This is a genomic window from Enterobacter sp. WCHEn045836, from assembly GCF_003965585.1.
GTDB lineage: Bacteria > Pseudomonadota > Gammaproteobacteria > Enterobacterales > Enterobacteriaceae > Enterobacter > Enterobacter dissolvens.
The window spans coordinates 179,611-200,260 of record NZ_RXPT01000002.1; the positions used below are offsets into that span (position 1 = coordinate 179,611).

Below are 20,650 nucleotides of genomic sequence, written 5' to 3' on the forward strand. Positions count from 1 at the left end.
ACCCTCTCCCTAATGGAGAGGGGACTCAATCTCCCTCTCCCTTAGGGAGAGGGGCGGGGTGAGGGGGAACGCACCAGCCCCGGCGCCTGCCACATTGATGTCGTCAGCCCGCTGTCCACCAGCCCAAGCTGGTCGGCGTACACCGCCTGCCACTTCTGCATCATGCCATCGTACAGCGCCCGGTGCTGCGGGTTCGGGGTAAACTCGCGGCTCCATTTCACCAGCCGCTCGCCGGTGGTGGCCATATCCGCAAACAGTCCCGCCCCGGCTCCGGCGGCAATGGCGCAGCCCAGCGCCGTCGCCTCTTTCACTTCCGGTACGCGCACCGGCAAACCGGTGACGTCACTTAAAATCTGGCTCCATAGCGCCCCCTTCGAACCGCCTCCGGCAAACACCAGGCTCTCGAAGTGAACGCCGGAGAAACGTGAGATCTGCGCCAGGTTACAGGCCGAGACAATCGCCGCGTTCTCTTCCAGTGCGCGGAACAGCGTCGCTTTGTTGCACTTTTCCGGGTCGATGGAGAGGTTAATAAACGACGGGGCGGCGTGGTACCACTGCTTAAAATGCATCGCGTCGGAGAAGATGGGCATCACGCCATGCGAACCCGCGGGCACCCGGCTCGCCATCTCTTCGAGCAGGGAATAGGTGTCCATCCCCATACGTTCGGCGATCAGCTTCTCTTCCGCGCAGAAGGCGTCGCGGAACCAGCGCATGGTCAGGCCGGTGAAGAAGCTGATCGACTCCGCCTGCGCCATACCGGGGATGACGTGTGGGTTCACGCGAATATTCATCTCAGGATCGGTGCGCACCTGCGGCAGGTTGACCACCTGCTGCCAGAAGGTGCCACCCAGCACCGCCGTTTGCCCGGCGCGCACCACGCCCAGCCCCAGACAGCCCAGCTGTACGTCGCCACCGCCCATCACCACAGGCGTGCCTTCACGCAGGCCGCTCTGCCGGGCGGCATCATGGGTGATGGCACCCAGAACAGTGCCGGTCTCTTTCACCGGGGAGAGGATATCGGCGCGCAGTCCGGCCATATCCAGCAGCGCTGGCCGCCAGTCGCGGGAGAAGAGATCCAGCATCCCCGTAGTGCCCGCGTTAGACGGGTCGACCGCCAGCTCGCCGGAGAGCTTCGCCGCCAGCCAGTCGCTGATCATGGTAATAGTGGCAGCCTTGCGATAGATATCCGGGCGATGGTGCGCCAGCCACAGCAGACGCGGCATGGCGCTCAGGGCCAGGGTCTGGCCGGAAACGTCGTATACTTCGGATTCAAACTGGTTGTCGTGGATCTCTTTAAGTTCAGCCACCTCGCGGCTGGCGCGGGCGTCGACGTTGGCGCAAGCCCAGATGGCCTCGCCGTTACGGTCATACAGAACAATCCCTTCGCGCATGGAGCAGCAGGCGACGGACTGGATATCTGCCGCGCTCAAATGCGCGCGATCCAGCGCCTGGTGGATGCACTGGCAGGTGAGCCGCCAGTTGGTCTCAAGGTCGAACTCCATCGAGCCCGGCACATTTTCCGCGCTGAGGTGCTTCCACTCGGCCTGACCCACGGCAACCTGGTTGCCCTGCAGATCGAAAATAACGGCACGCACGCTGCCTGTCCCTGCATCTAACGCTAAAAGGTAACTCATGAGTTTGCCTCGTTGTTAGCGCAGGGCTTACCCCGTTACGTCAGGGCCAGCACCGCGCGGGCTGTTGTCTCTTCCGTCACCAGGCCATTGATACGGCGACCTTTCAGTGCGGCGTAAATCGCATCGGCTTTCTCAACACCGCCGGCCACGCCAACGATGGTGGGCAACTGCGCCAGTTCATCAAGCGTGACGCCCAGCAGTTCTTTGTGGATCTCCAGCTCCTCAACGCACTCTCCTTCGGCAGTGAGGAAATAACCGAGAATGTCGCCGACGGCCCCTTTACGGGCATACATCAGCTGTTCACCTTCGCTGATGTAGCCTGAGCGCAATATCGTTGCATCACGGCGCTGGTTCACGGACCCAATCCCGACCACCGCCACGTCGGCGGCCGTTGCGGCGAGGATCACGTCCCGCACGCTGGTTTCGCGTTTTAAGATCCCGGCCACCTCGGCGGAAGAGACGCGAAGCGGGGCGGGGATCATGCTGACGCTGCATGCCGCGTCCAGCTGGCCGATGCCGGTCATATACGGCCCCACGCCGCCGGAAAGGGTGACCAGGCGGATCTGCTGCGAGCTGATAAAGCCGCTTAAGTGCTGCAGGCTGCTCATGGTGGTTTCACCAAATCCCACCGCTAACAGCTGGCCGGGTTCCAGCACGCCCATTAACGACTGCGCGGCACCAATGCCTAACCGCACGTTCATTGGCGGGGTATTCAGCGCTGGCAGCACGCGCACCAGCTTTAGCCCAAAGCGTTGCTGCAATTCGGTTTCCAGTGCCAGACAGCCCTCATAGCGGGAGTTGATCTGCACGCGGATCACCCCGGACTGGCGACCTTTCTCCAGCAGGCGAGAGATCTTCAGGCGCGGCAGGCCGAGCCGTTCGCCAATGTCGTTTTGCGTCAATCCGTCGTGGTAGTAACACCAGGCCACGCGGGCAACCAGCTCCTCTTCCGCCAGTGCCAGCCCGGCAAACCGACCTTCTTCCGCAGTGCGTTTATCGCTCATAATTGAACTCTTATAAAAATTTAGATCATATGTTCGTGACGGCGCAGGTCGAAAATGTGAGCCACGCGGCAAAACGGATCTTTTAGATAGTTTCTGGTTCAGTTGGATCTTAATCGATAAAACTGTGATCCCTGCACGGTTGTAAATATAGTTCACCGTCTACGCTTTTGAACATTATTAAATCTAAAAATCATTTGTTCAATAGCGGAGCGATGATGACCTCACTTATCGAAGCACGAGCCATCTGCAAGCAGTTTTCCGGGGTGCCGGTTTTGAAAGGCATTGATTTCACGCTGCTTGCGGGCCAGGTACATGCCTTGATGGGCGGTAATGGCGCGGGTAAATCGACGCTGATGAAGATCATCGCCGGTGTGGAGACGCCGGACAGCGGTGAACTTTCCGTAGCAGGCCATTCATATGCGCGGCTCACACCCGTGCAGGCGCACAAGTTAGGTATCTATCTGGTGCCGCAGGAACCGCTCCTGTTCCCCAATCTGACGGTGCGGGAAAACATCCTTTTCCGCCTGCCGCGTGAAAGGGAACGAGAGAAACGGCTGACGGAGAAGCTGCAGCAGTTGCAGTGCCAGCTAAATCTCGACGCGATCGCCAGCACGCTGGAAGTGGCGGATCAGCAGATGGTGGAGATCCTGCGCGGTCTGATGCGTAACGCGACGATCCTGATCCTCGACGAACCCACGGCGTCCCTCACGCCCGGTGAAACCGAACGCCTGTTTCGCCAGATCCGCGCCCTGCAGGATCTGGGCGTTGGCATCGTCTTTATTTCGCATAAATTGCCGGAGATCCGCCAGCTGGCAAGCCACGTCTCGGTGATGCGCGACGGTGCCGTGGTGCTCAGCGGGGAAACCGCGCAGTTCGACGATAACGCGCTGATTGCCGCCATGACGCCGGTGAGCCGGGAGAAAGGCTTAAGCGATGCGCAAAAACTGTGGCTGGCGCTGCCGGGAAACCGTCGCACCCAGCCGCAGGATTTTCCGGTGCTGCGCGTGGACGAGCTTACCGGGGAGGGTTTTATCGATCTCTCGCTTGAGATCTACGCAGGCGAGATCGTCGGTCTGGCCGGTCTGGTCGGATCCGGGCGCACCGAATTTGCCGAGACGCTCTACGGCCTGCGTGCGGTGCGTGGCGGACGGGTCTGGCTGGAGAATCAGGAGATCACTCACGAGAGCGTGGGCGGCCGGCTGGACAAAGGCCTGGTTTATCTGCCGGAAGACAGGCAGGTGTCCGGCTTGTTCCTGGATGCACCGATCCGCTGGAACACGGTGGCGCTGAACGAGCCGTCTCTCTGGCAGCAACGCAAGCGGGAGTCCGCGGTGGTGGAGCGTTACCACCGGGCGCTGGGGATCAAACTTAACCATGCGGATCAAACCGTGCGCACCCTCTCCGGCGGGAATCAGCAAAAAGTGCTGCTGGCCCGCTGTCTGGAAGCCAACCCGTTACTGCTGATCGTCGATGAACCGACGCGCGGCGTGGATGTGTCGGCACGTGCTGATATCTACCAGCTCATCAAAAGCGTGGCCGCGCAGAACGTGGCGGTGCTGATGATCTCAAGCGATCTCGATGAGTTTCCTGGCCTTGCCGATCGCGTTCTGGTGATGCACCAGGGCGTGCTCAGCGGCGAGTTGCCGCGCCATGCCGTCAGCCTCGATCGGATGATGGCGCTGGCGTTCGGAGGACAATCATGAAGACGTTACTGAAAAACCGCGAGCTGAGCGCGTTTCTCGCCATTCTGGCGTTGTTTGCCGTGCTGGTGGCGCTTAATCCGGCTTACCTGAGCCTTCAGACGCTGGGGATGATCTTCGCCAGCGCGCAAATCCTGATCCTGCTGGCGCTTGGCGCCGCGCTGGTGATGCTGACCCGCAATATTGACGTCTCCGTGGGCTCCACCGTGGGGCTCTCCGCCATCGCGATCGGCGTGGCGCTGAACAATGGCTACAGCCTGCCGGTGTCGATGCTGTTCGCGCTGTCTGTCGGCGCGCTGGCAGGGGCGTTCAACGGGTTTCTGGTGGTGGCGCTGCGCATCCCGGCGATTGTTGCCACCCTCGGTACGCTGGGGCTGTATCGCGGGGCGATGCTGCTCTGGACCGGCGGGAAGTGGATCGAAGGGCTGCCGCCAGCGCTGAAATCCCTCTCAGAACCGGTTGCGGTTGGTATCTCACCGCTCGGCATGGTGGTGCTGTTTTTAGCCGCTGTCGGCGCGTGGACGCTCTCGCGTACCGCCTTCGGCCGGGATTTCTACGCCGTGGGCGATAACCTTGCCGCCGCGCGCCAGCTGGGCGTGGCGGTCAACCGCACGCGGATGATCGCCTTTACCCTCAACGGCATGCTGGCGGCCTGCGCCGGAATTGTCTTTGCTTCCCAGATTGGCTTTGTGCCAAACCAGACCGGCAGCGGGCTGGAGATGAAAGCCATCGCCGCCTGCGTGCTCGGCGGCATTTCGCTGCTGGGCGGGACGGGCACGCTGATTGGCGCACTGCTGGGGGCTTTTTTCCTGACGCAAATCGACACCGTACTGGTGCTGTTTAAGCTCCCGGCGTGGTGGAACGACTTTATCGCCGGGCTGGTGCTGCTGGGCGTGCTGGTGCTCGACGGGCGTCTGCGCCAGGCGTTGGCGCGTCATCAGCGGGCGCTGAAATACGCTCGCTTCCAGCCGGGTAACAGAGGGGGAAAGCACGTCACCCCATTTCCCAAACGCAAAAAAGAGGTGGCGTAAATGAAGCTTAACTGGGAAAGCGCGCTGCTGATCTTACTGGTGCTGGAGATCCTGCTCTTTGGCGCCATTAACCCGCGGATGCTCGACATCAACATGCTGCTGTTCAGCACCAGCGATTTCATCTGCATCGGCATTGTGGCGCTGCCGCTGACGCTGGTGATCATCAGCGGCGGGATCGATATCTCCCTCGGTTCGACCATCGGCCTGTGCGCCATTGCGCTGGGGGTGATGATGCAATCGGGCTGGCCGATGGCGGTCGCCATTCCTCTGACGCTGCTGCTGGGCCTGCTGTGCGGGCTGGTGAATGCGGCGCTGATCCACTACACCGGCATCAGCCCGTTAGTCATTACTCTCGGCACGCTCTACCTCTACGGCGGCGGGGCGCTGCTGCTCTCTGGCATGGCGGGCGCGACGGGCTATGAGGGCATCGGCGGCTTCCCGGACAGCTTTACCGCGTTCGCTAACCTGACCGTGTCAGGTCTGCCCATTCCACTGGTGCTGTTTGCGCTCATTACGCTCTTCTTCTGGCTGATTACCCACCGCGGGCGCTTTGGGCGGCATCTGTTCTTAATCGGCCAGAACCCGCGCGCCGCGCGCTATGCGGCGCTGTCGGTTAACGGCATGCCTTACGCGCTGTACGGCCTGGTGGGCGTCGCCTCGGCCATTGCCGCCCTGGTGATGGTCTCCTATTTCGGTTCCGCGCGTTCGGATCTGGGGCGCGATCTGCTGATGCCTGCCCTCACCGCCGCCGTGCTCGGCGGGGCGAATATTTACGGCGGGTCAGGGTCGGTTATCGGTACGGCACTGGCGGCGCTGCTGGTGGGGTACCTGCAGCAGGGTTTACAGATGGTCGGCATCCCCAACCAGGTGTCGAGCGCGCTGTCAGGGGCGCTGTTGGTTGTGGTGGTGATGGGACGTTCGCTGAGTCTGCACCGTGAATGGGTGCGTTCTCTCTTTAGAAAACTATCCGGAGCGTAAGATGAAAACAAAACTGATAGTCCTGGCAATGGCCCTCAGCTTCGCCTCGGCGCAGGCGGCGGACCGCATCGCCTTTATCCCGAAGCTGGTAGGCGTGGGCTTCTTCACCAGCGGCGGCAACGGTGCAAAAGAGGCGGGGAAAACGCTCGGCGTGGACGTCACCTACGACGGCCCCACCGAGCCGAGCGTCTCCGGCCAGGTGCAGCTCATCAATAACTTCGTCAACCAGGGCTATAACGCCATTATCGTCTCCGCCGTGTCGCCGGATGGCCTTTGCCCGGCGCTGAAGCGCGCGATGCAGCGCGGCGTCAAAGTGCTGACCTGGGATTCCGACACCAAACCGGAGTGCCGCAGCATTTACATCAACCAGGGTACCCCGGAGCAGCTCGGTGGCCTGCTGGTGGAGATGGCCGGGAAGCAGGTGACAAAGCCGAATGCCAAAGTGGCCTTCTTCTACTCCAGCCCGACCGTCACCGACCAGAACCAGTGGGTGAAAGAGGCGAAGGCCAAAATCGAAAAAGATCATCCCCAGTGGCAGATCGTGACCACCCAGTTTGGCTATAACGACGCCACCAAATCCCTGCAAACCGCCGAAGGGATCTTAAAAGCGTACCCGGATCTGGATGCGATCATCGCCCCGGACGCCAACGCCCTGCCAGCCGCGGCGCAGGCGGCGGAAAACCTGAAGCGGGAAGGGGTGGCGATTGTCGGGTTCAGTACGCCTAACGTCATGCGCCCGTACGTCGAGCGCGGCACGGTTAAAGCCTTCAGCCTGTGGGATGTGGTGCAACAGGGCAAAATTGCGGTCAATGTCGCCGATCGGTTGTTGAAAAAAGGTGATCTTAACGTCGGCGACAGCGTGGAGGTGAAAGATATCGGTACGCTGAAGGTCGAGCCGAACAGCGTCCAGGGCTACCAGTATGAAGCAAAAGGCAACGGCATCGTGCTGCTGCCAGAGCGCGTGGTGTTCACCAAAGAGAACATCAACAAATACGATTTCTGACGGGGGAGCAAATGGCTGATTTAGACGACATCAAAGACGGTAAGGATTTTGGCATCGGTACACCGCAGCAAAACGTACCGTTCACCCTGAAGGGCTGTGGCTCGCTGGACTGGGGCATGCAGTCCCGGCTTTCGCGTATCTTCAACCCAAAAAGCAACCGCACAGTGATGCTGGCCTTTGACCACGGTTACTTCCAGGGGCCGACCACCGGTCTTGAGCGTATCGATCTCTCTATCGCACCGCTGTTCGGCGAAACCGATGTGTTGATGTGTACCCGCGGTATTTTGCGCAGCACCGTCCCGGCCGCCACCAATAAACCGGTGGTCCTGCGCGCCTCGGGAGGGAATTCGATTTTAGGCGAGCTCTCCAACGAGTGCGTGGCGGTGGCGATGGAGGATGCCCTGCGCCTGAATGTCTGCGCGGTGGCGGCGCAGGTGTACATCGGCAGTGAATTCGAGCATCAGTCGATCAACAACATCATCAAGCTGGTGGACGCGGGGGCACGTTACGGGATGCCCGTGCTGGCGGTGACGGGGGTGGGCAAAGAGATGGCACGCGATGCGCGGTACTTCTCGCTCGCCAGCCGGATTGCCGCCGAAATGGGGGCGCAGTTCGTTAAAACCTATTTTGTGGATGACGGTTTTGAAAAAGTGACCGCCAGCTGCCCGGTGCCGATCGTCATCGCCGGGGGGAAAAAGCTGCCGGAGCACGAGGCACTGGAGATGTGCTGGCGCGCGATTGATCAGGGAGCCTCCGGCGTGGACATGGGGCGTAATATCTTCCAGTCCAGCGCGCCGCTCGCCATGCTGAAGGCGGTGAAGAAAGTGGTTCACGAGAACATGAGCGCCCGGGAGGCGTTCCAGTTCTGGCAGGAAGAGAAACAGGGAGAAGCGAAATGAACGTGACGTTAGTGGAGATCAACATCAAACCCGAGCGGGTGGACGAGTTTCTGGAGGTGTTTCGCGCCAACCACGAGGGCGCGATTCAGGAGCCGGGAAACCTGCGTTTTGACGTGTTGCAGGACCCCCGGGTGAAAACCCGGTTCTTTATCTACGAGGCCTATAAAGACGAAGAGGCGGTGCTGGCGCACAAGAAAACGCCGCACTATCTGGCCTGCGTGGATAAGCTCGAAGAATTAATGTCGGAGCCACGCAAAAAACGCAGTTTTGTGGGGCTGCTGCCGGAGTAACGTTTTGCCTGGTGGCGCTGCGCTTACCGGGCCTACAGGCACGAGTTCGTGTTGATTGTGTAGGCCGGGCAAGCGCAGCGCCACCCGGCGTTTTTCAGGCCAGTTCCAGTTCCGCAAGGATCGCTGAAAGTGCCTCGCGCGGCTCCCCCTGAATCGCCTGCAACGGGAACGGCAATCCGGGTGTTGCCACTTTTCCCCTCATTTCCGCCGCTGCCGCGATGACCCTTACGCTACCGTAACGACGGAACAGATCCCATAGCGGCTCTAACCGTTCTGACTCAGTACTCTTCCCCGAACGCGCTATCGCCAGCGCCGCTTTTGGGAACAACCCCGCGAGAACCGAATACCACACGTCAAACCCGGCCTGCAGGGCGGAGGCTGCCCGCCAGTCACCGGCGATACCCAGTGTGACCGTATCAGGAAGCCGGACACGTACCTGAGACAGATCCTCCGGCACGCGGCCAAGCTTGATGGAACCCACATTCGGCAGAGACGCGACGGCAAATAGCAATTCATCGCTAAACGCAAAACCGGTCGTGGCAGGGTTATCGTAAATGCACAGCGGTACGGAGAGCTGGCGGGTCACCGTTTCATAGAGCTTAAACACTTCCTCATCCGTTAATCGCTGGTACGACACGGGCGCCAACAGCACGCCGGATACCCCGGCCGTTTGCGCGTCGTCAGCCAGACGCAGAATATCGTCCAGCCGCAGTGCGCCGATGCTGACGATGACCGGTATGCCACCGGCATGCTCCACCGCGCAGCGTGTCACCCGGGCACGCTCTTCAACGGTCAGATAGGCATAGCTCCCCGTCGAGCCAAGAATGCCCAGTGAATCCACGCCTGCCTCAACCACGGAAGAGAGCAGACGCGTAAACGCCTGCTCATCAAACGTGCCGTTTTTCAGGGGCGTTAATGGAAACGCGCTGACTCCACGAAACATTTTTTATCCTCTTACAGTGTCAGTAACTGCCTGTGCGCCACTGCACCCGGCATCAGACGTTGCAGGTTATCCACCAGATCCGCGCCAGCTTCTTCCAGTGCCGTAAGCGGCATTGACGGCAGACTTTCCAGAATAAACCACATGGTTTGCGCCTGACTGTCAAGACGAGTGCGTATCCCCTGGCGCCAGTTCCAGCGACGGCAGGTGACGCCGAGATCGTCGCGCCAGATAACCTCGCCCGGCTCCGGGTATTCCACCACCGGCTGCCCCTCTTTGACGGTATCAAACGGCTCGCTGCCGTCGGCCAGCGTCAGACGTGGCGCCCCCGTGTAAGCCGCAAGATTTTCTCCACCAACCGGGATGGCGTAGCGAATACTCACCGCGTTGTAGATATCCACCACCGGATCCAGCGGCGGCAGCGAGCCGTCTTTTAAGACCCGCTTACGCAGGGCGGAGGCCGAGCAGGGCGTGCGTTTCGGTTTTGCGCCGAAGGCCTTAAATACCTCATCCCAGCCGGAAAGGTGCGCGTCAGCCCACGGAACATCATCATTCAACATTTGCTGGCAGGCCTGCCTGAGCACGGCCGGAGCGACTTCCGGGTGGGTAATCGGCGCAGCGTCAACCACAATGCTCAGCGCCCGAAAGCCCGGGGCAATCGCGGCAAGACGCGGGTCTATTGACGGCGTAACGAGAGACATAAATAATCCTGTATTGACTGTTTTATACCATGGTAGTGACCAATGACTGAAAAAGTCAATATAATGACTGAACAGGGTGCCGATATCGCCCAGGTAAGCCTGGCCGTCGCCAGCCGTATTCGCAACTGGCGTAAAGAGAAAAAACTGTCGCTGGATGAGCTCTCGCGGCGTGCCAGCGTCAGCAAAGGCATGCTGGTGGAGATCGAGAAAGGGGCGGCTAACCCCAGTATCGCGATTCTGTGCAAGCTGGCTGCCGCGCTCGGCGTGTCGGTGGCGGATATTGTGAATGTCTCCAGCGAACCGCGGGTGCATATCATTGAGGACGCGGCGATCCCGGTGCTGTGGCAGGGGGAAAAGGGCGGACGCGCGAGACTGCTGGCAGGAACTGCGGGCCCGGATATGATTGAACTGTGGCAGTGGGAGATGCAGCCGGGAGAGCGATTTACCTCTTCCGGGCATCCGGCGGGAACCTTTGAGCTGTTGCACGTGAACGAAGGCGTTTTATCGCTGACAGTGGACGAGGCGGTGACGCAGGTTGCTGCCGGGGCATCGGCGGTGGCGAAAACTGAAGCGGCGCACGGCTATGCCAATGAAGGCAATACCGTGCTTCGCTTCACCATGACGGTGGCGGAGTTTCACCGATAAAAAGCAGCCGGTGGCGCTGCGCCACCCGGCGTTTTTTACGCTTCTTCCACACTCACGCGCAGTGCCGCCAGCGCTTTACTCGCCGCCTTCAGCACCTGCTCACACTGCTCAATCGTCAGCGTCAGCGGTGGCTCAATGCGGATGGTTTTGGCGTTGTTGAGCGTGCCAGCCACCAGCACCCGCTGGCGGAACATCTCGCTCGCGAAGCTGTAGCCGATTTCGTTGTCAACAAACTCAATGGCCATCAGCATCCCTTTGCCTCGTGCCTCTTGGATCAGATCCGGGTATTCACGTCCCAGCTGACGGAAACCGTCCAGCAGCATGTCGCCTTTCTGCTCCGCCTGCGCAGGCAGGTTTTGCTCCAGCAGCACGTTGATGGTGGCCAGCGCGGCCGCACAGGCCAGCGGGTTACCGCCAAAGGTGGTGGTATGCAGGAACGGGTTGTCGAACAGCACCGAGAAGACCTCTTCGGTGGCGACCGTCGCACCAATCGGCATCACGCCGCCGCCGAGCGCTTTCGCCAGACACAGAATGTCCGGCTGAACGTTCTCGTGCTCGCAGGCGAACATCTTGCCGGTACGCCCCATGCCGGTCTGCACTTCGTCGAGGATCAGCAATGCGCCAAACTCGTCGCACAACTGACGCACGGCAGGCAGATAGCCCTGCGGAGGCAGGATCACGCCGCCTTCACCCTGAATAGGCTCCAGGATCACCGCGGCTACGTCATCGCCGGTTTTACGGCATTCGCTGAGCACGGTGCGCATGGCGTTAATGTCGCCGAACGGCACGTGGCGGAAGCCCGGCAGCAGCGGCATAAACGGTTTACGGAAGGTGGATTTGGCGGTCGCTGACAGGGCGCCCAGGGATTTACCGTGGAACGCGCCGCTGGTGGCGACAAAGGTGAATTTCCCGCGCGGCGACTGGTACGCTTTGGCGAGTTTAAGCGCCGCTTCGACCGATTCCGTGCCGCTGTTGCAAAAGAAACTGTACTTCAGTTTGCCGGGCGTTAAGGCTGCCAGCGTTTTCGCGAGCATGGCGCGAAGCGGGTCGAGCAGTTCCTGGCTATGGAGAGGTTGTTTCGCGAGTTGATTCTGTACGGCGGAAACCACTACTGGATTACGGTGCCCCACGTTGAAAATGCCAAAACCACCCAGGCAATCAATAAACTCCTGTCCCTGGGTGTCGACAAGCGTATTCAGACTTCCCGCTTGCCACTCTACGGCTCCGTAATCCCCGCCGGCGGTAACAGATTTGCGATACTCCAGAAAACCTGGATTGACGTGCTCTTTAAAGTAATCGATGACCTCTCGGTTAAGTTGTTTCATCTCCTCATGATCAAGCGTTCGCTTCTCAATGAGATTCAGTGCGTGCGCGGTACAGGCAAGAGCCGAGGCGCTGGAAGGTAACCTGTTCAAAATATGCTCCCGGGGATCGCGTATCACATGATACTGCGTTAAGTATTGCAGGGATTACGCCACTTCAGCGGACTTAACGAAAATCGGGATAAACGCCAGGTTAAAATAATGTTGCGCAATATTTAATCATGCCGATGTTTTCCAAACGGGATTTAGCGGTACGGAAAACGGGCGCAAGAAGACGTGCATGGGGTCAATTGCACCAGGGGGGTGCAGATGGTGCGACTTAAGTGGGCGTTAACAGATCATCCTTTGCAGGTAATTTCATTCCGAAAGTATTTAAAATCAATCAATTATAAAATCTCACAAAAAGTGCGGTTTAAGTGAAATCTGCGATCTCCATCAAGTTTAACAACTAAAGATAAATTGTTTACCGCCGAAAAAACAATAAACCACAAAATTAACATTCAAATAACCTGCAAGGGATGCTCACGATGTCCTCTCCAACCTATGTCACCCAGAATGAATATCTTCTGGAGGATGACACCACCTTAATGTCTACCACAGACGTCCACAGCTATCTGACTCATGCTAATGACACCTTTGTTCAGGTGAGTGGCTATCAGCTTAATGAGCTGATGGGTCAGCCGCATAACCTGGTGCGCCACCCTGATATGCCGAAAGCCGCGTTTGCCGATATGTGGTACACCCTGCAACAGGGCGAGCCGTGGAGCGGAATTGTCAAAAACCGCCGTAAAAATGGCGATCATTACTGGGTGCGCGCCAACGCGGTGCCGATGGTGCGCCACGGGAAGGTCACTGGCTATATGTCGATTCGCACCAAAGCGACGGCAGAAGAGATCGCCACCGTGGAGCCACTCTATAAGGCCCTGAATGCCGGACGCTGTAATAAACGGATCCATAAAGGGCTGGTGGTGCGTCAGGGCTGGCTCGGAAAGCTACCGGCGATGCCGCTGCGCTGGCGGGTACGCGTCGTGATGGCGGTGCTTTTTGGCGCGCTCGCCGCCACGCTGGTGGCAACCTCAGCAGGCTGGGTGGCGTTGGTCGCGGCAGCTGTCGTGATGCTGCTCGGCACGTTGTTGTTTGAGCAGCAGATTGTCCGCCCGATAGAGAACGTGGCGCGTCAGGCGCTGAAGGTGGCAACCGGCGAGCGCAATAGCGTGCAGCATCTCAACCGCAGCGACGAGCTGGGACTCACTCTGCGCGCGGTGGGGCAGTTAGGGCTGATGTGTCGCTGGTTAATCCATGATGTTTCAAGTCAGGTGGTGAGCGTGCGCGACGGCAGCGACAAGCTGGCGCAGGGTAATGAGGATCTGAACGACCGCACGCGTCAGACCGTTGCAAACGTGCAGCAGACCGTGGCGACGATGAACCAGATGGCGGCCTCCGTTCAGAGTAACTCTGAAACGGCCACCGAGGTGGACAAGCTCTCCGTGGCCGCCAGCAGTGCGGCAACCAAAGGCGGCAACGCGATGCAGACGGTGGTGAAAACCATGGATGATATCGCCGACAGTACCCAGCGTATCGGCTCCATTACCACCCTGATCAATGATATTGCCTTCCAGACCAATATCCTGGCCCTGAATGCGGCAGTAGAAGCGGCACGAGCCGGTGAGCAGGGCAAAGGCTTTGCGGTGGTGGCCGGTGAAGTTCGCCATCTTGCCAGCCGCAGCGCGAACGCCGCCAACGATATCCGTAAGCTGATTGATGCCAGCGCCAGCAAGGTACAGTCCGGATCTGAGCAGGTACACGCCGCAGGGCGCACCATGGATGATATCGTTGAGCAGGTGAAAAACGTCACGCAGCTGATCGCGCAAATTAGCCATTCCACCTCTGAACAGGCTACCGGGCTCTCGGAGTTAACCCGCGCGGTGGCTGAACTGGACAGCATCACGCAGAAAAACGCGGATCTGGTTGAGGAGAGTGCGCAGATCTCCGCGATGGTAAAACACCGTGCCGGACGTCTTCAGGATGCGGTGACGGTACTCCATTGAGTCTGTAATGTTCCAGAAAAGCCGTTTATTCTGTCAGGATTAAACGGCTTCCTTCGCTTCATTTGTGATTATTTCTGCGGTTTAATGTTAATTTTATATTAAATAACTAAAGAAAGTGCCTCAGTTATTTATCCCTGCCTAAGTCATTTTTACCCGATGCTATTTCAGAAATGCCCCGTCTGGTGGTTGAGTAACGATCGATACGGCTATATTAATAGCCTCTGCCTATCCATTGTGATGGTTATGAAATAAAAAAACGATCAAAGTCATAAAGTTAGCGGTTTCGTTACCGATAACGGTGATCGTCTGAGAAATAATCACATCGATGGAGTAAATATGTTCTTACATGACGTAAAAATCGGCACGAAATTATTTCTGGCGTTTGGATTCTTTATTGTCCTGATGGTGGTGAGCGCGAGTTTGTCTTTAATGAGTCTGAACCGGGCAAACAACGGGATGCAATCCATCATTACCAGTGATTATCCGACCACGGTAAAAGCGAACCAGTTAATCGACAACTTCCAGGAATTTATTAGCACTCAGCAACTCATGCTGCTGGATGAACAGGGGACGTACACGGCGCAGTCGCAGCAGCATCTCAAAGAGATTAGCGAGCACATCACGGTGATCCTCGGCGAGCTGAACAAGGCACTGCAGGATCAACAATCGCAGCAGGTTCTCGCCGAGATACGCGGCGTGCGCCAGCAGTATCTGGACTCGCGGTATCGTATTTTGCAGGCGGTGCAGAACCACGATCGCGCCGGTGCCGTTCAGGAGATGATGACCAACACGCTAAAACTGCAGCAGGCCTATAAAGCCAAAGTGCAGGCGCTGATTGCGATTCAGAACACCGAGATGCAAAACGCCGGCGTGCAGGTGGAGAGCGATTTCAGGAGCAACCGTCTGCTGCTGATCCTCATCACCCTCTTCAGCGTGGCGGCAGGCAGCCTGATTGGCTGGTTTATCGTGCGTTCCATTACCCGTCCGCTGGGCCAGGCCGTGGACTTTGCGGCGGCGATTGCGGATGGCGATCTCACCGGCAGTATCACCTCGCACGGTAAAGACGAAACCGGCCTGTTGCTGCATGCCCTGATGGAGATGAAAACGCGCCTGCTGGACATTGTGCAGCAGGTGCAGACCGGCTCGGAGAATATCTCCAGCGCCGCCGCGCAGATTGTCGCCGGGAACCAGGATCTGGCCGCGCGCACGGAAGAGCAGGCCAGCTCTGTGGAACAGACCGCGGCCTCGATGGAGCAGATTACCGCGACGGTGAAAAACACCGCTTCGCATACCGGAGAAGCGACCAACCTGTCGGCGGATGCCGCGAAGGTGGTCAAAAACAACGGTGAGATGATGAAGCAGGTGACCAGCAAAATGCGCCTGATTAACGAGACCTCAAACCGGATGTCCGACATCATCGACCTGATCGATGCCATTGCCTTCCAGACCAATATTCTGGCGCTGAACGCGGCGGTGGAAGCGGCCCGGGCGGGCGAGCACGGTCGTGGCTTTGCAGTGGTGGCTGGTGAAGTGCGCCAGCTCGCGCAGAAGAGTGCTTCATCGGCCAGTGAGATCCGTGAGCTGATTGAAAGCTCCACCAGCCAGACGCAGGACGGAATGAACCTGGTTGAGAAGGCGAGCGAGCTGATCAACGGCATGGTGGGCAACGTGGAAGAGATGGATGTGATCCTGCGTGAGATCCGCCAGGCGAGCCACGAGCAGACAGAGGGGATCTCGCAGATTAACAGCGCGATTGGCCTGATTGATGCCACCACCCAGCAAAACTCCGCGCTGGTGGAGGAGTCTGTTGCCGCGGCGGCGTCCCTCAACGAGCAGGCGATGCACCTGAAAGAGCTGGTACGCGTCTTCCGCGTGAGCGCGCACGCACCGGCTTAATCCAGCTGGGAGATCTCCAGCGCCGCGCGGTCGATCACGCCAACGATCTGCTTAAGCTGCGCGTCGCTGAGCGCTCCCTGATTCACCTTCAAATCCAACACCGCTTTGAAGTTTTCCAGGGCCCGCTTCATCTGCGGGTTTTTGCGTAGCTGGAAGCCGACCGCGCGTGCTTTGATCCGCGCCTGAATCTGCTCCAGCTGTTCCTGGTTTTCGTCCAGCCACTGCTGTCCTGCCGCGTTGATGGCAATACGCTTACGCCCATTCTCTTCTTCCGTAATGGTGATAAAGGCCTGATCCTGAAGATAATCCAGCGTCGGGTAAATCACGCCAGGACTCGGGGTATAGTTCCCCTGGGTCAGGTTCTCAATCTCTTTGATCAGCTCGTAACCGTGGCTCGCGTTGCGGGTCAGAATATCCAGAATCACCAGCCGCAGATCGCCGTGACCAAAAAAGCGTGGTCGACGTCCACCGCCATCATGTTCGTGTCGCATAGTGTCTCTCTCAAAATGATATATCTAAACTATATCTAAGATATATTCAGATGCAATCTAAAAGATCTTGCATTCTTGCTGATTAGCAATCATTATCATTTAAAATTAATTTCGATATATCGTATTCACCTGAGAAGGGACTGAACATGGCAACCACCCGCTATCCACAACGCGTGCGTAACGAGCTGCGTTTTCGTGAACTGATCGTGCTCCGTGTTGAGCGTGTAAGCGCTGGTTTTCAGCGCATTGTTTTAGGCGGCGAGGCGCTTGAGGGCTTTAGCTCCCGCGGTTTCGACGACCACACCAAAGTGTTTTTCCCGGCTCCGGGAACAACATTTGTACCGCCAGTGGTCACCGACGACGGCATTGACTGGGGGGACGGCGTGCGTCCGCAAACCCGCGACTACACGCCGCTGTATGACGCCGCGAAGCACGAGCTGGTGCTCGATTTCTTCGTGCATGACGGTGGCGTTGCCAGTCAGTGGGCAGTAGAGGCGAAAGCGGGTGACAGGCTGACGATTGGTGGCCCGCGCGGTTCGCTGGTGGTACCGGAGGATTACGCCTGGCAGCTGTACGTATGTGATGAGTCCGGGATGCCGGCGCTGCGTCGCCGCCTGGAAGGCATCGCCAGCTTGCCGAACCCCCCGGAAATTCACGCGGTGGTCACCGTCGGGGATGAATCGTACAAGGACTATCTGGCGCACCTGAGCGCGTTCAACATCACCTGGGTGACAGGCCACAACGAGCAGGCAGTGGCTGAGCATCTGGCGGCGCTGAACGTTCCGGCGGAAGATTACTTTATCTGGCTGACCGGGGAAGGGAAGGTGGTTAAAAACCTGAGCCGACTGTTTGAGACGGAGGCTATCGATCAGCAACTGGTGCGTGCCAGCGCGTACTGGCACGCGAAATAGTTACGCTGCCGAATCGAGCTGCGCTTCGCTCACCTGATGTTCGAGCGAGGCGCGGACCTCGTTCAGCGCCTTTTCCTGCTGCGCGAAGTACGCTTCCATATTGCTGAGCGACGACACCAGCAGCCAGGATTCTTCTTTCTCCAGCTCCGCCAGCTCGTTCACTAAGGTGTCGATCTGCTCGCGAACCTGGGCCATTTTTTTGCGGATGCGCTCCAGATCGTTCAGCCTGTCGCTGGCCATCAGCGGCTCGAAGCCCTGCTGCAGGCGCGCCACCAGAGAACGAATGGCTTTGACGTCGCCACGCTGTTTAGCCTGGTTGAGCTGCACCATCATCGCGTTGGCTTCTTCTTTCAAATCGTCCGCCACCAGATCCGGGTGACACAGCTTGCTTGCCTGCCGCCAGAGCCGTTTCAGCTCGTCCCGATCCTCTTGTGAAAGATCCTTCCCTTTACGCAGACGCACTTCGGCATCCTGATGCTGCTCGCGGTATTTCTCGTACTCTTCGTTGGCTTCGTCACGCGCCTGACGCGCTGGCTCTTCCTCACGCGTTAAGCCGCTCTCCAGCTCCAGCGCCTCGGCCAGCAGGTTGGCAATCAGGTTACTTTGCTGCTGCAGATGCTTACGCGCCTCGGCTGCCTGTACGGAATCGGCAGGCAGATCGCGCCAGCGCTGGGTGAGTGTTGCCAGCACCTCCACGGCCTGGGCCATGTAGCGCTGACAGCGGCGATAGTCTTCCTCGCGACGACGCGCTTCAGCCTGCTGGCGGCGCAGGTTCAGCTCGGCCAGCGTTTTACGCAGGGCGAGGATCTGCTGCATCAGCGGGCCCAGGCGGGAGAAATAGAGATCGTTAAACTCATCAAGTTGCTGTACGCGCGCGTTACGGCGGTCAATCAGATCGCGCAGTCGCTCTTCCAGCGCTTTCAGTTCCAGTTTGCTCGCGGCGACCTGCGGATCGCGCCAGGGGGTAACGGCACGCTGGCTCTGCAGCCAGGCGGCAATCGCGGCGATGGCTGCGGTGTAATTTTTCTGCTCAAGCGCCACGACGATTGCCTGTAGCTCATCGTCAAACGCTTCATTTTTCAGCCGGGTCAGCTGGCTCTGAATGATGTCGTCATCTTCCAGTTCAATGGCATTTTTAATGATTTCTAGCCGTTTGATCGGTGTGCTCATGATGCCTTTCGCTTTGGCGCTTAAGTATTTGAGTTAAGGTTAGTTGTTGGAAACGCTACAGGAAATAATACACACGGATGATGATCGGCGCGATGGGGGATTTCTTTAGATTTTGCAGTTTTAATCCACTGCATTATAGCGATACCCTTCACAACGATAACCATCGCGGTAAAACCCGGCCACACGGCGGGTCATCCCGTTCAGGACAATCCCTCGCACGGTCACGCCTTCGCTGACAAGACGATCAAGGCTGAGCCGGGTCTCTTTGACACTGTTCAGCCCTGCCCGTGTTGCCAGTAACGTCATATCGCTGAGGCGGCCAATAATCGCCGCATCGCTGACGGCCAGAACGGGGGGCGTATCGATAATCACCACATCATAGTGTTCTTCGGCCCAGGCGATGAGCTGGTTAAATCTCTCGCTCATTAATAGTTCCGTTGGATCTGACTGGGATGCACCACGAGTGAGGACATCAAACCCACCGGCGTGAAAAGTACGCACCACCTCATGCATCTGATGTTTACCGGATAACAGCGCGGTAAGACCTTCACCCCTGTCGAACCCCAAAAAGGTATGCGCATCGCCGCGCCGCATATCAGCATCAATAAACAACACTTTTTTCCCCACCTGAGCCATGACGGCCGCCAGCGTGGTGCTGATAAACGTTTTACCGCTGTTGGGCGTGGCGCAGGTAATCATCAATACGCCCCCCTGGGCCGATTTCACCATATCGAAACGCAGGGTGGTGCGCAGGTTTCGGATCGCCTCGACGGAGAGGTCGCTTGGGTTATCGGTTGCCAGGAAAGGTTTTGTTTGCGTTTTTAACCGACGCATTTTGCGAACCAGCCACTCCGATCGCGGTACGATGGCGTACACAGGTAATCCCTGCTCTTCTAACTGGCGTGGAGAGTCAATGCGCTGGCGCAGCAGATTCATGGCCAGCACGCCCATTGCAGAAAGAACAAATCCCATCATCGTTCCAAGCACCACGATCAGCATTTTTTTGGGTTTGATGGGATCCGGTGACACCTCGGCTTTATCGATAATACGCACATTTCCCAGCACCCCGGAGTGGCTAATACTCAACTCCTGTTGTCGGCTCAATAGCTGCATATACACCGTGCGACCGGACTCCACTTCGCGACTTAAACGCAGGATCTCTTGTTGTACGGAAGGCATCTCAGAGACCCGTTTACTCAGACGTGCTTTCTCTTTTATCAATGCGTTACGCTTGTTCTGAAGCGTCTGATAAGCAGGATGTTCCCGCTTAAAGAGCTGGGCGACCTCGGCTTCCTGAGAATTCAGGGTGTTGAGTTGGTTTTCCAGAGTAACCAGTTGTTCCAGCGCCGTTTTGGCTTCCAGATTGAGATCCACGGAATCGTGTTGCTGGCGATACGCATTCAGCTTTGCTTCCGCGTCATTCAGCTTGCTACGAACCTGCGTTAAAAGCAGTTCTAAAAAGTTCAGGCTACGAGATTCTTGTTCCGCCTGGCGGACGATATTTTGCTGCTGGTAATTGTCGATAAGCGTATTGAGTACCGTTACCAGCAGTGCCGGGTCACTTCCCGTCATTGTGAGGCCAATCATGCCGCTGCCTTTGCCCTTTTCAGCGATCGTGAGGCTTTTTGCCAACTGCCGAATCGCTTCCTGTTCTGGTAACTGCAAAAACTTCAGGTCTCTGACGGTTTTCCCCATCACCATCCGGGATTGCAGTAACTGTATTTCCGGTGCGATATCGGCACTTTGCTCCGAAAAGCCAGAGCGCAGAGTTTCAGGTAAAAACGCATGCGGGTTTTTCTCTACCTGAATCAACGCATCAGCTTGCCAGACAGGCGTTGTGCACAGTGCCCAGGCCAGCGCAAGCAGCATAAATAACACCGTCACGGTGGCGATCGTTTTCCACCTGTCAAGCAGCATGCCCGCCAGATAAAGCAGATCAATTTCATTTTCCCGCGGTGAAACGGGAGGAGATATCGGCATAGAGTAA

The 20,650-nt window shown here is 58.0% G+C and carries 18 protein-coding genes; 10 read left to right on the forward strand and 8 right to left on the reverse strand.

The genetic code is table 11. The annotated features are described in order from the left end of the window. Window positions 1-41: 41 nt before the first annotated feature. Window positions 42-1,634: an autoinducer-2 kinase gene (gene lsrK, locus EKN38_RS03270; RefSeq protein WP_014833380.1), complete on the reverse strand. Its 1,593-nt coding sequence runs from the start codon at window positions 1,632-1,634 to the stop codon at window positions 42-44. A 35-nt stretch (window positions 1,635-1,669) separates the two neighbouring features. Next, complete coding sequence (gene lsrR, locus EKN38_RS03275) at window positions 1,670-2,638, reverse strand: transcriptional regulator LsrR (RefSeq protein ID WP_013098851.1); 969 nt, start codon at window positions 2,636-2,638, stop codon at window positions 1,670-1,672. A 215-nt stretch (window positions 2,639-2,853) separates the two neighbouring features. Here lsrR and lsrA point away from each other — a divergent pair, with 215 nt between their 5' ends. Genes lsrA through lsrG form a run of 6 tightly spaced genes read left to right on the forward strand, consistent with a single transcriptional unit; the run spans window position 2,854 to window position 8,539 of the window. After that, window positions 2,854-4,341, forward strand: coding sequence for an autoinducer 2 ABC transporter ATP-binding protein LsrA (lsrA, locus tag EKN38_RS03280; protein WP_014833379.1), 1,488 nt, complete (start codon window positions 2,854-2,856; stop codon window positions 4,339-4,341). Next, on the forward strand, window positions 4,338-5,369 hold the full coding sequence (gene lsrC / locus EKN38_RS03285) for an autoinducer 2 ABC transporter permease LsrC (protein WP_014833378.1): 1,032 nt from the start codon (window positions 4,338-4,340) through the stop codon (window positions 5,367-5,369). The genes lsrA and lsrC overlap by 4 nt, the downstream gene beginning before the upstream one ends. Then, entirely contained in the window at window positions 5,370-6,347 is a 978-nt protein-coding gene (lsrD, locus tag EKN38_RS03290; RefSeq protein WP_014833377.1) for an autoinducer 2 ABC transporter permease LsrD, read from the forward strand. A 1-nt stretch (window position 6,348) separates the two neighbouring features. Further along, window positions 6,349-7,350, forward strand: a complete 1,002-nt coding sequence (gene lsrB, locus EKN38_RS03295) for an autoinducer 2 ABC transporter substrate-binding protein LsrB (protein WP_014833376.1) — start codon at window positions 6,349-6,351, stop codon at window positions 7,348-7,350. A gap of 11 nt (window positions 7,351-7,361) precedes the next feature. After that, window positions 7,362-8,249, forward strand: a complete 888-nt coding sequence (gene lsrF / locus EKN38_RS03300) for a 3-hydroxy-5-phosphonooxypentane-2,4-dione thiolase (protein WP_014833375.1) — start codon at window positions 7,362-7,364, stop codon at window positions 8,247-8,249. Continuing rightward, the gene (gene lsrG / locus EKN38_RS03305) at window positions 8,246-8,539 is read left to right on the forward strand and encodes a (4S)-4-hydroxy-5-phosphonooxypentane-2,3-dione isomerase (RefSeq protein ID WP_013098845.1); all 294 of its coding nucleotides are present in this window, start codon (window positions 8,246-8,248) and stop codon (window positions 8,537-8,539) included. Before lsrF ends, lsrG begins: the two co-directional genes overlap by 4 nt. Window positions 8,540-8,633: 94 nt before the next feature. Here lsrG and EKN38_RS03310 read toward each other — a convergent pair whose 3' ends face one another. Next, window positions 8,634-9,482 (reverse strand): dihydrodipicolinate synthase family protein, encoded by an 849-nt coding sequence (locus EKN38_RS03310; protein WP_014833374.1) that lies wholly within the window; start codon window positions 9,480-9,482, stop codon window positions 8,634-8,636. Between the two features lie 11 nt (window positions 9,483-9,493). After that, on the reverse strand, window positions 9,494-10,180 hold the full coding sequence (locus EKN38_RS03315; protein WP_014833373.1) for a B3/4 domain-containing protein: 687 nt from the start codon (window positions 10,178-10,180) through the stop codon (window positions 9,494-9,496). 42 nt (window positions 10,181-10,222) lie between these two features. Between EKN38_RS03315 and EKN38_RS03320 the strand changes: the two genes are divergently transcribed. Then, window positions 10,223-10,825: a helix-turn-helix domain-containing protein gene (locus EKN38_RS03320; protein WP_014833372.1), complete on the forward strand. Its 603-nt coding sequence runs from the start codon at window positions 10,223-10,225 to the stop codon at window positions 10,823-10,825. 35 nt (window positions 10,826-10,860) lie between these two features. Here the strand turns inward: EKN38_RS03320 and ygjG are convergent, their stop codons facing one another. Further along, window positions 10,861-12,240 (reverse strand): putrescine aminotransferase, encoded by a 1,380-nt coding sequence (gene ygjG / locus EKN38_RS03325; RefSeq protein WP_043951702.1) that lies wholly within the window; start codon window positions 12,238-12,240, stop codon window positions 10,861-10,863. A gap of 434 nt (window positions 12,241-12,674) precedes the next feature. Between ygjG and EKN38_RS03330 the strand changes: the two genes are divergently transcribed. Then, window positions 12,675-14,195 carry a PAS domain-containing methyl-accepting chemotaxis protein gene (locus tag EKN38_RS03330; RefSeq protein WP_014833370.1) on the forward strand — a complete coding sequence of 507 codons (1,521 nt, stop codon included), beginning with the start codon at window positions 12,675-12,677 and terminating at the stop codon, window positions 14,193-14,195. A 336-nt stretch (window positions 14,196-14,531) separates the two neighbouring features. Then, window positions 14,532-16,091, forward strand: coding sequence for a methyl-accepting chemotaxis protein (locus EKN38_RS03335; protein WP_014833369.1), 1,560 nt, complete (start codon window positions 14,532-14,534; stop codon window positions 16,089-16,091). Here EKN38_RS03335 and EKN38_RS03340 read toward each other — a convergent pair. Then, a complete protein-coding gene (locus tag EKN38_RS03340; RefSeq protein WP_014833368.1) occupies window positions 16,088-16,582 on the reverse strand; it encodes a PadR family transcriptional regulator in 495 nt (164 codons plus the stop codon). The genes EKN38_RS03335 and EKN38_RS03340 overlap by 4 nt on opposite strands. Before the next feature lie 146 nt (window positions 16,583-16,728). Here EKN38_RS03340 and EKN38_RS03345 point away from each other — a divergent pair, with 146 nt between their 5' ends. Further along, window positions 16,729-17,493: a siderophore-interacting protein gene (locus EKN38_RS03345; protein WP_126521635.1), complete on the forward strand. Its 765-nt coding sequence runs from the start codon at window positions 16,729-16,731 to the stop codon at window positions 17,491-17,493. Here the strand turns inward: EKN38_RS03345 and EKN38_RS03350 are convergent, their stop codons facing one another. Both EKN38_RS03350 and EKN38_RS03355 read right to left on the reverse strand, forming a co-directional pair. Continuing rightward, window positions 17,494-18,663, reverse strand: a complete 1,170-nt coding sequence (locus EKN38_RS03350) for a DNA repair ATPase (RefSeq protein ID WP_014833366.1) — start codon at window positions 18,661-18,663, stop codon at window positions 17,494-17,496. It lies immediately after the preceding gene. Between the two features lie 120 nt (window positions 18,664-18,783). After that, window positions 18,784-20,643, reverse strand: coding sequence for a polysaccharide biosynthesis tyrosine autokinase (locus EKN38_RS03355; protein WP_014833365.1), 1,860 nt, complete (start codon window positions 20,641-20,643; stop codon window positions 18,784-18,786). Between the last annotated feature and the right edge of the window lie 7 nt (window positions 20,644-20,650).

What these genes read in the sequence shown, in the direction of transcription:
- lsrK (WP_014833380.1), bottom strand. Translation starts at nt 1,634, where the DNA reads ATGAGTTACCTTTTAGCGTTAGATGCAGGGACAGGCAGCGTGCGTGCC.
- lsrR (WP_013098851.1), bottom strand. Translation starts at nt 2,638, where the DNA reads ATGAGCGATAAACGCACTGCGGAAGAAGGTCGGTTTGCCGGGCTGGCA.
- lsrA (WP_014833379.1), top strand. Translation starts at nt 2,854, where the DNA reads ATGACCTCACTTATCGAAGCACGAGCCATCTGCAAGCAGTTTTCCGGG.
- lsrC (WP_014833378.1), top strand. Translation starts at nt 4,338, where the DNA reads ATGAAGACGTTACTGAAAAACCGCGAGCTGAGCGCGTTTCTCGCCATT.
- lsrD (WP_014833377.1), top strand. Translation starts at nt 5,370, where the DNA reads ATGAAGCTTAACTGGGAAAGCGCGCTGCTGATCTTACTGGTGCTGGAG.
- lsrB (WP_014833376.1), top strand. Translation starts at nt 6,349, where the DNA reads ATGAAAACAAAACTGATAGTCCTGGCAATGGCCCTCAGCTTCGCCTCG.
- lsrF (WP_014833375.1), top strand. Translation starts at nt 7,362, where the DNA reads ATGGCTGATTTAGACGACATCAAAGACGGTAAGGATTTTGGCATCGGT.
- lsrG (WP_013098845.1), top strand. Translation starts at nt 8,246, where the DNA reads ATGAACGTGACGTTAGTGGAGATCAACATCAAACCCGAGCGGGTGGAC.
- EKN38_RS03310 (WP_014833374.1), bottom strand. Translation starts at nt 9,482, where the DNA reads ATGTTTCGTGGAGTCAGCGCGTTTCCATTAACGCCCCTGAAAAACGGC.
- EKN38_RS03315 (WP_014833373.1), bottom strand. Translation starts at nt 10,180, where the DNA reads ATGTCTCTCGTTACGCCGTCAATAGACCCGCGTCTTGCCGCGATTGCC.
- EKN38_RS03320 (WP_014833372.1), top strand. Translation starts at nt 10,223, where the DNA reads ATGACTGAAAAAGTCAATATAATGACTGAACAGGGTGCCGATATCGCC.
- EKN38_RS03330 (WP_014833370.1), top strand. Translation starts at nt 12,675, where the DNA reads ATGTCCTCTCCAACCTATGTCACCCAGAATGAATATCTTCTGGAGGAT.
- EKN38_RS03335 (WP_014833369.1), top strand. Translation starts at nt 14,532, where the DNA reads ATGTTCTTACATGACGTAAAAATCGGCACGAAATTATTTCTGGCGTTT.
- EKN38_RS03340 (WP_014833368.1), bottom strand. Translation starts at nt 16,582, where the DNA reads ATGCGACACGAACATGATGGCGGTGGACGTCGACCACGCTTTTTTGGT.
- EKN38_RS03345 (WP_126521635.1), top strand. Translation starts at nt 16,729, where the DNA reads ATGGCAACCACCCGCTATCCACAACGCGTGCGTAACGAGCTGCGTTTT.
- EKN38_RS03350 (WP_014833366.1), bottom strand. Translation starts at nt 18,663, where the DNA reads ATGAGCACACCGATCAAACGGCTAGAAATCATTAAAAATGCCATTGAA.
- EKN38_RS03355 (WP_014833365.1), bottom strand. Translation starts at nt 20,643, where the DNA reads ATGCCGATATCTCCTCCCGTTTCACCGCGGGAAAATGAAATTGATCTG.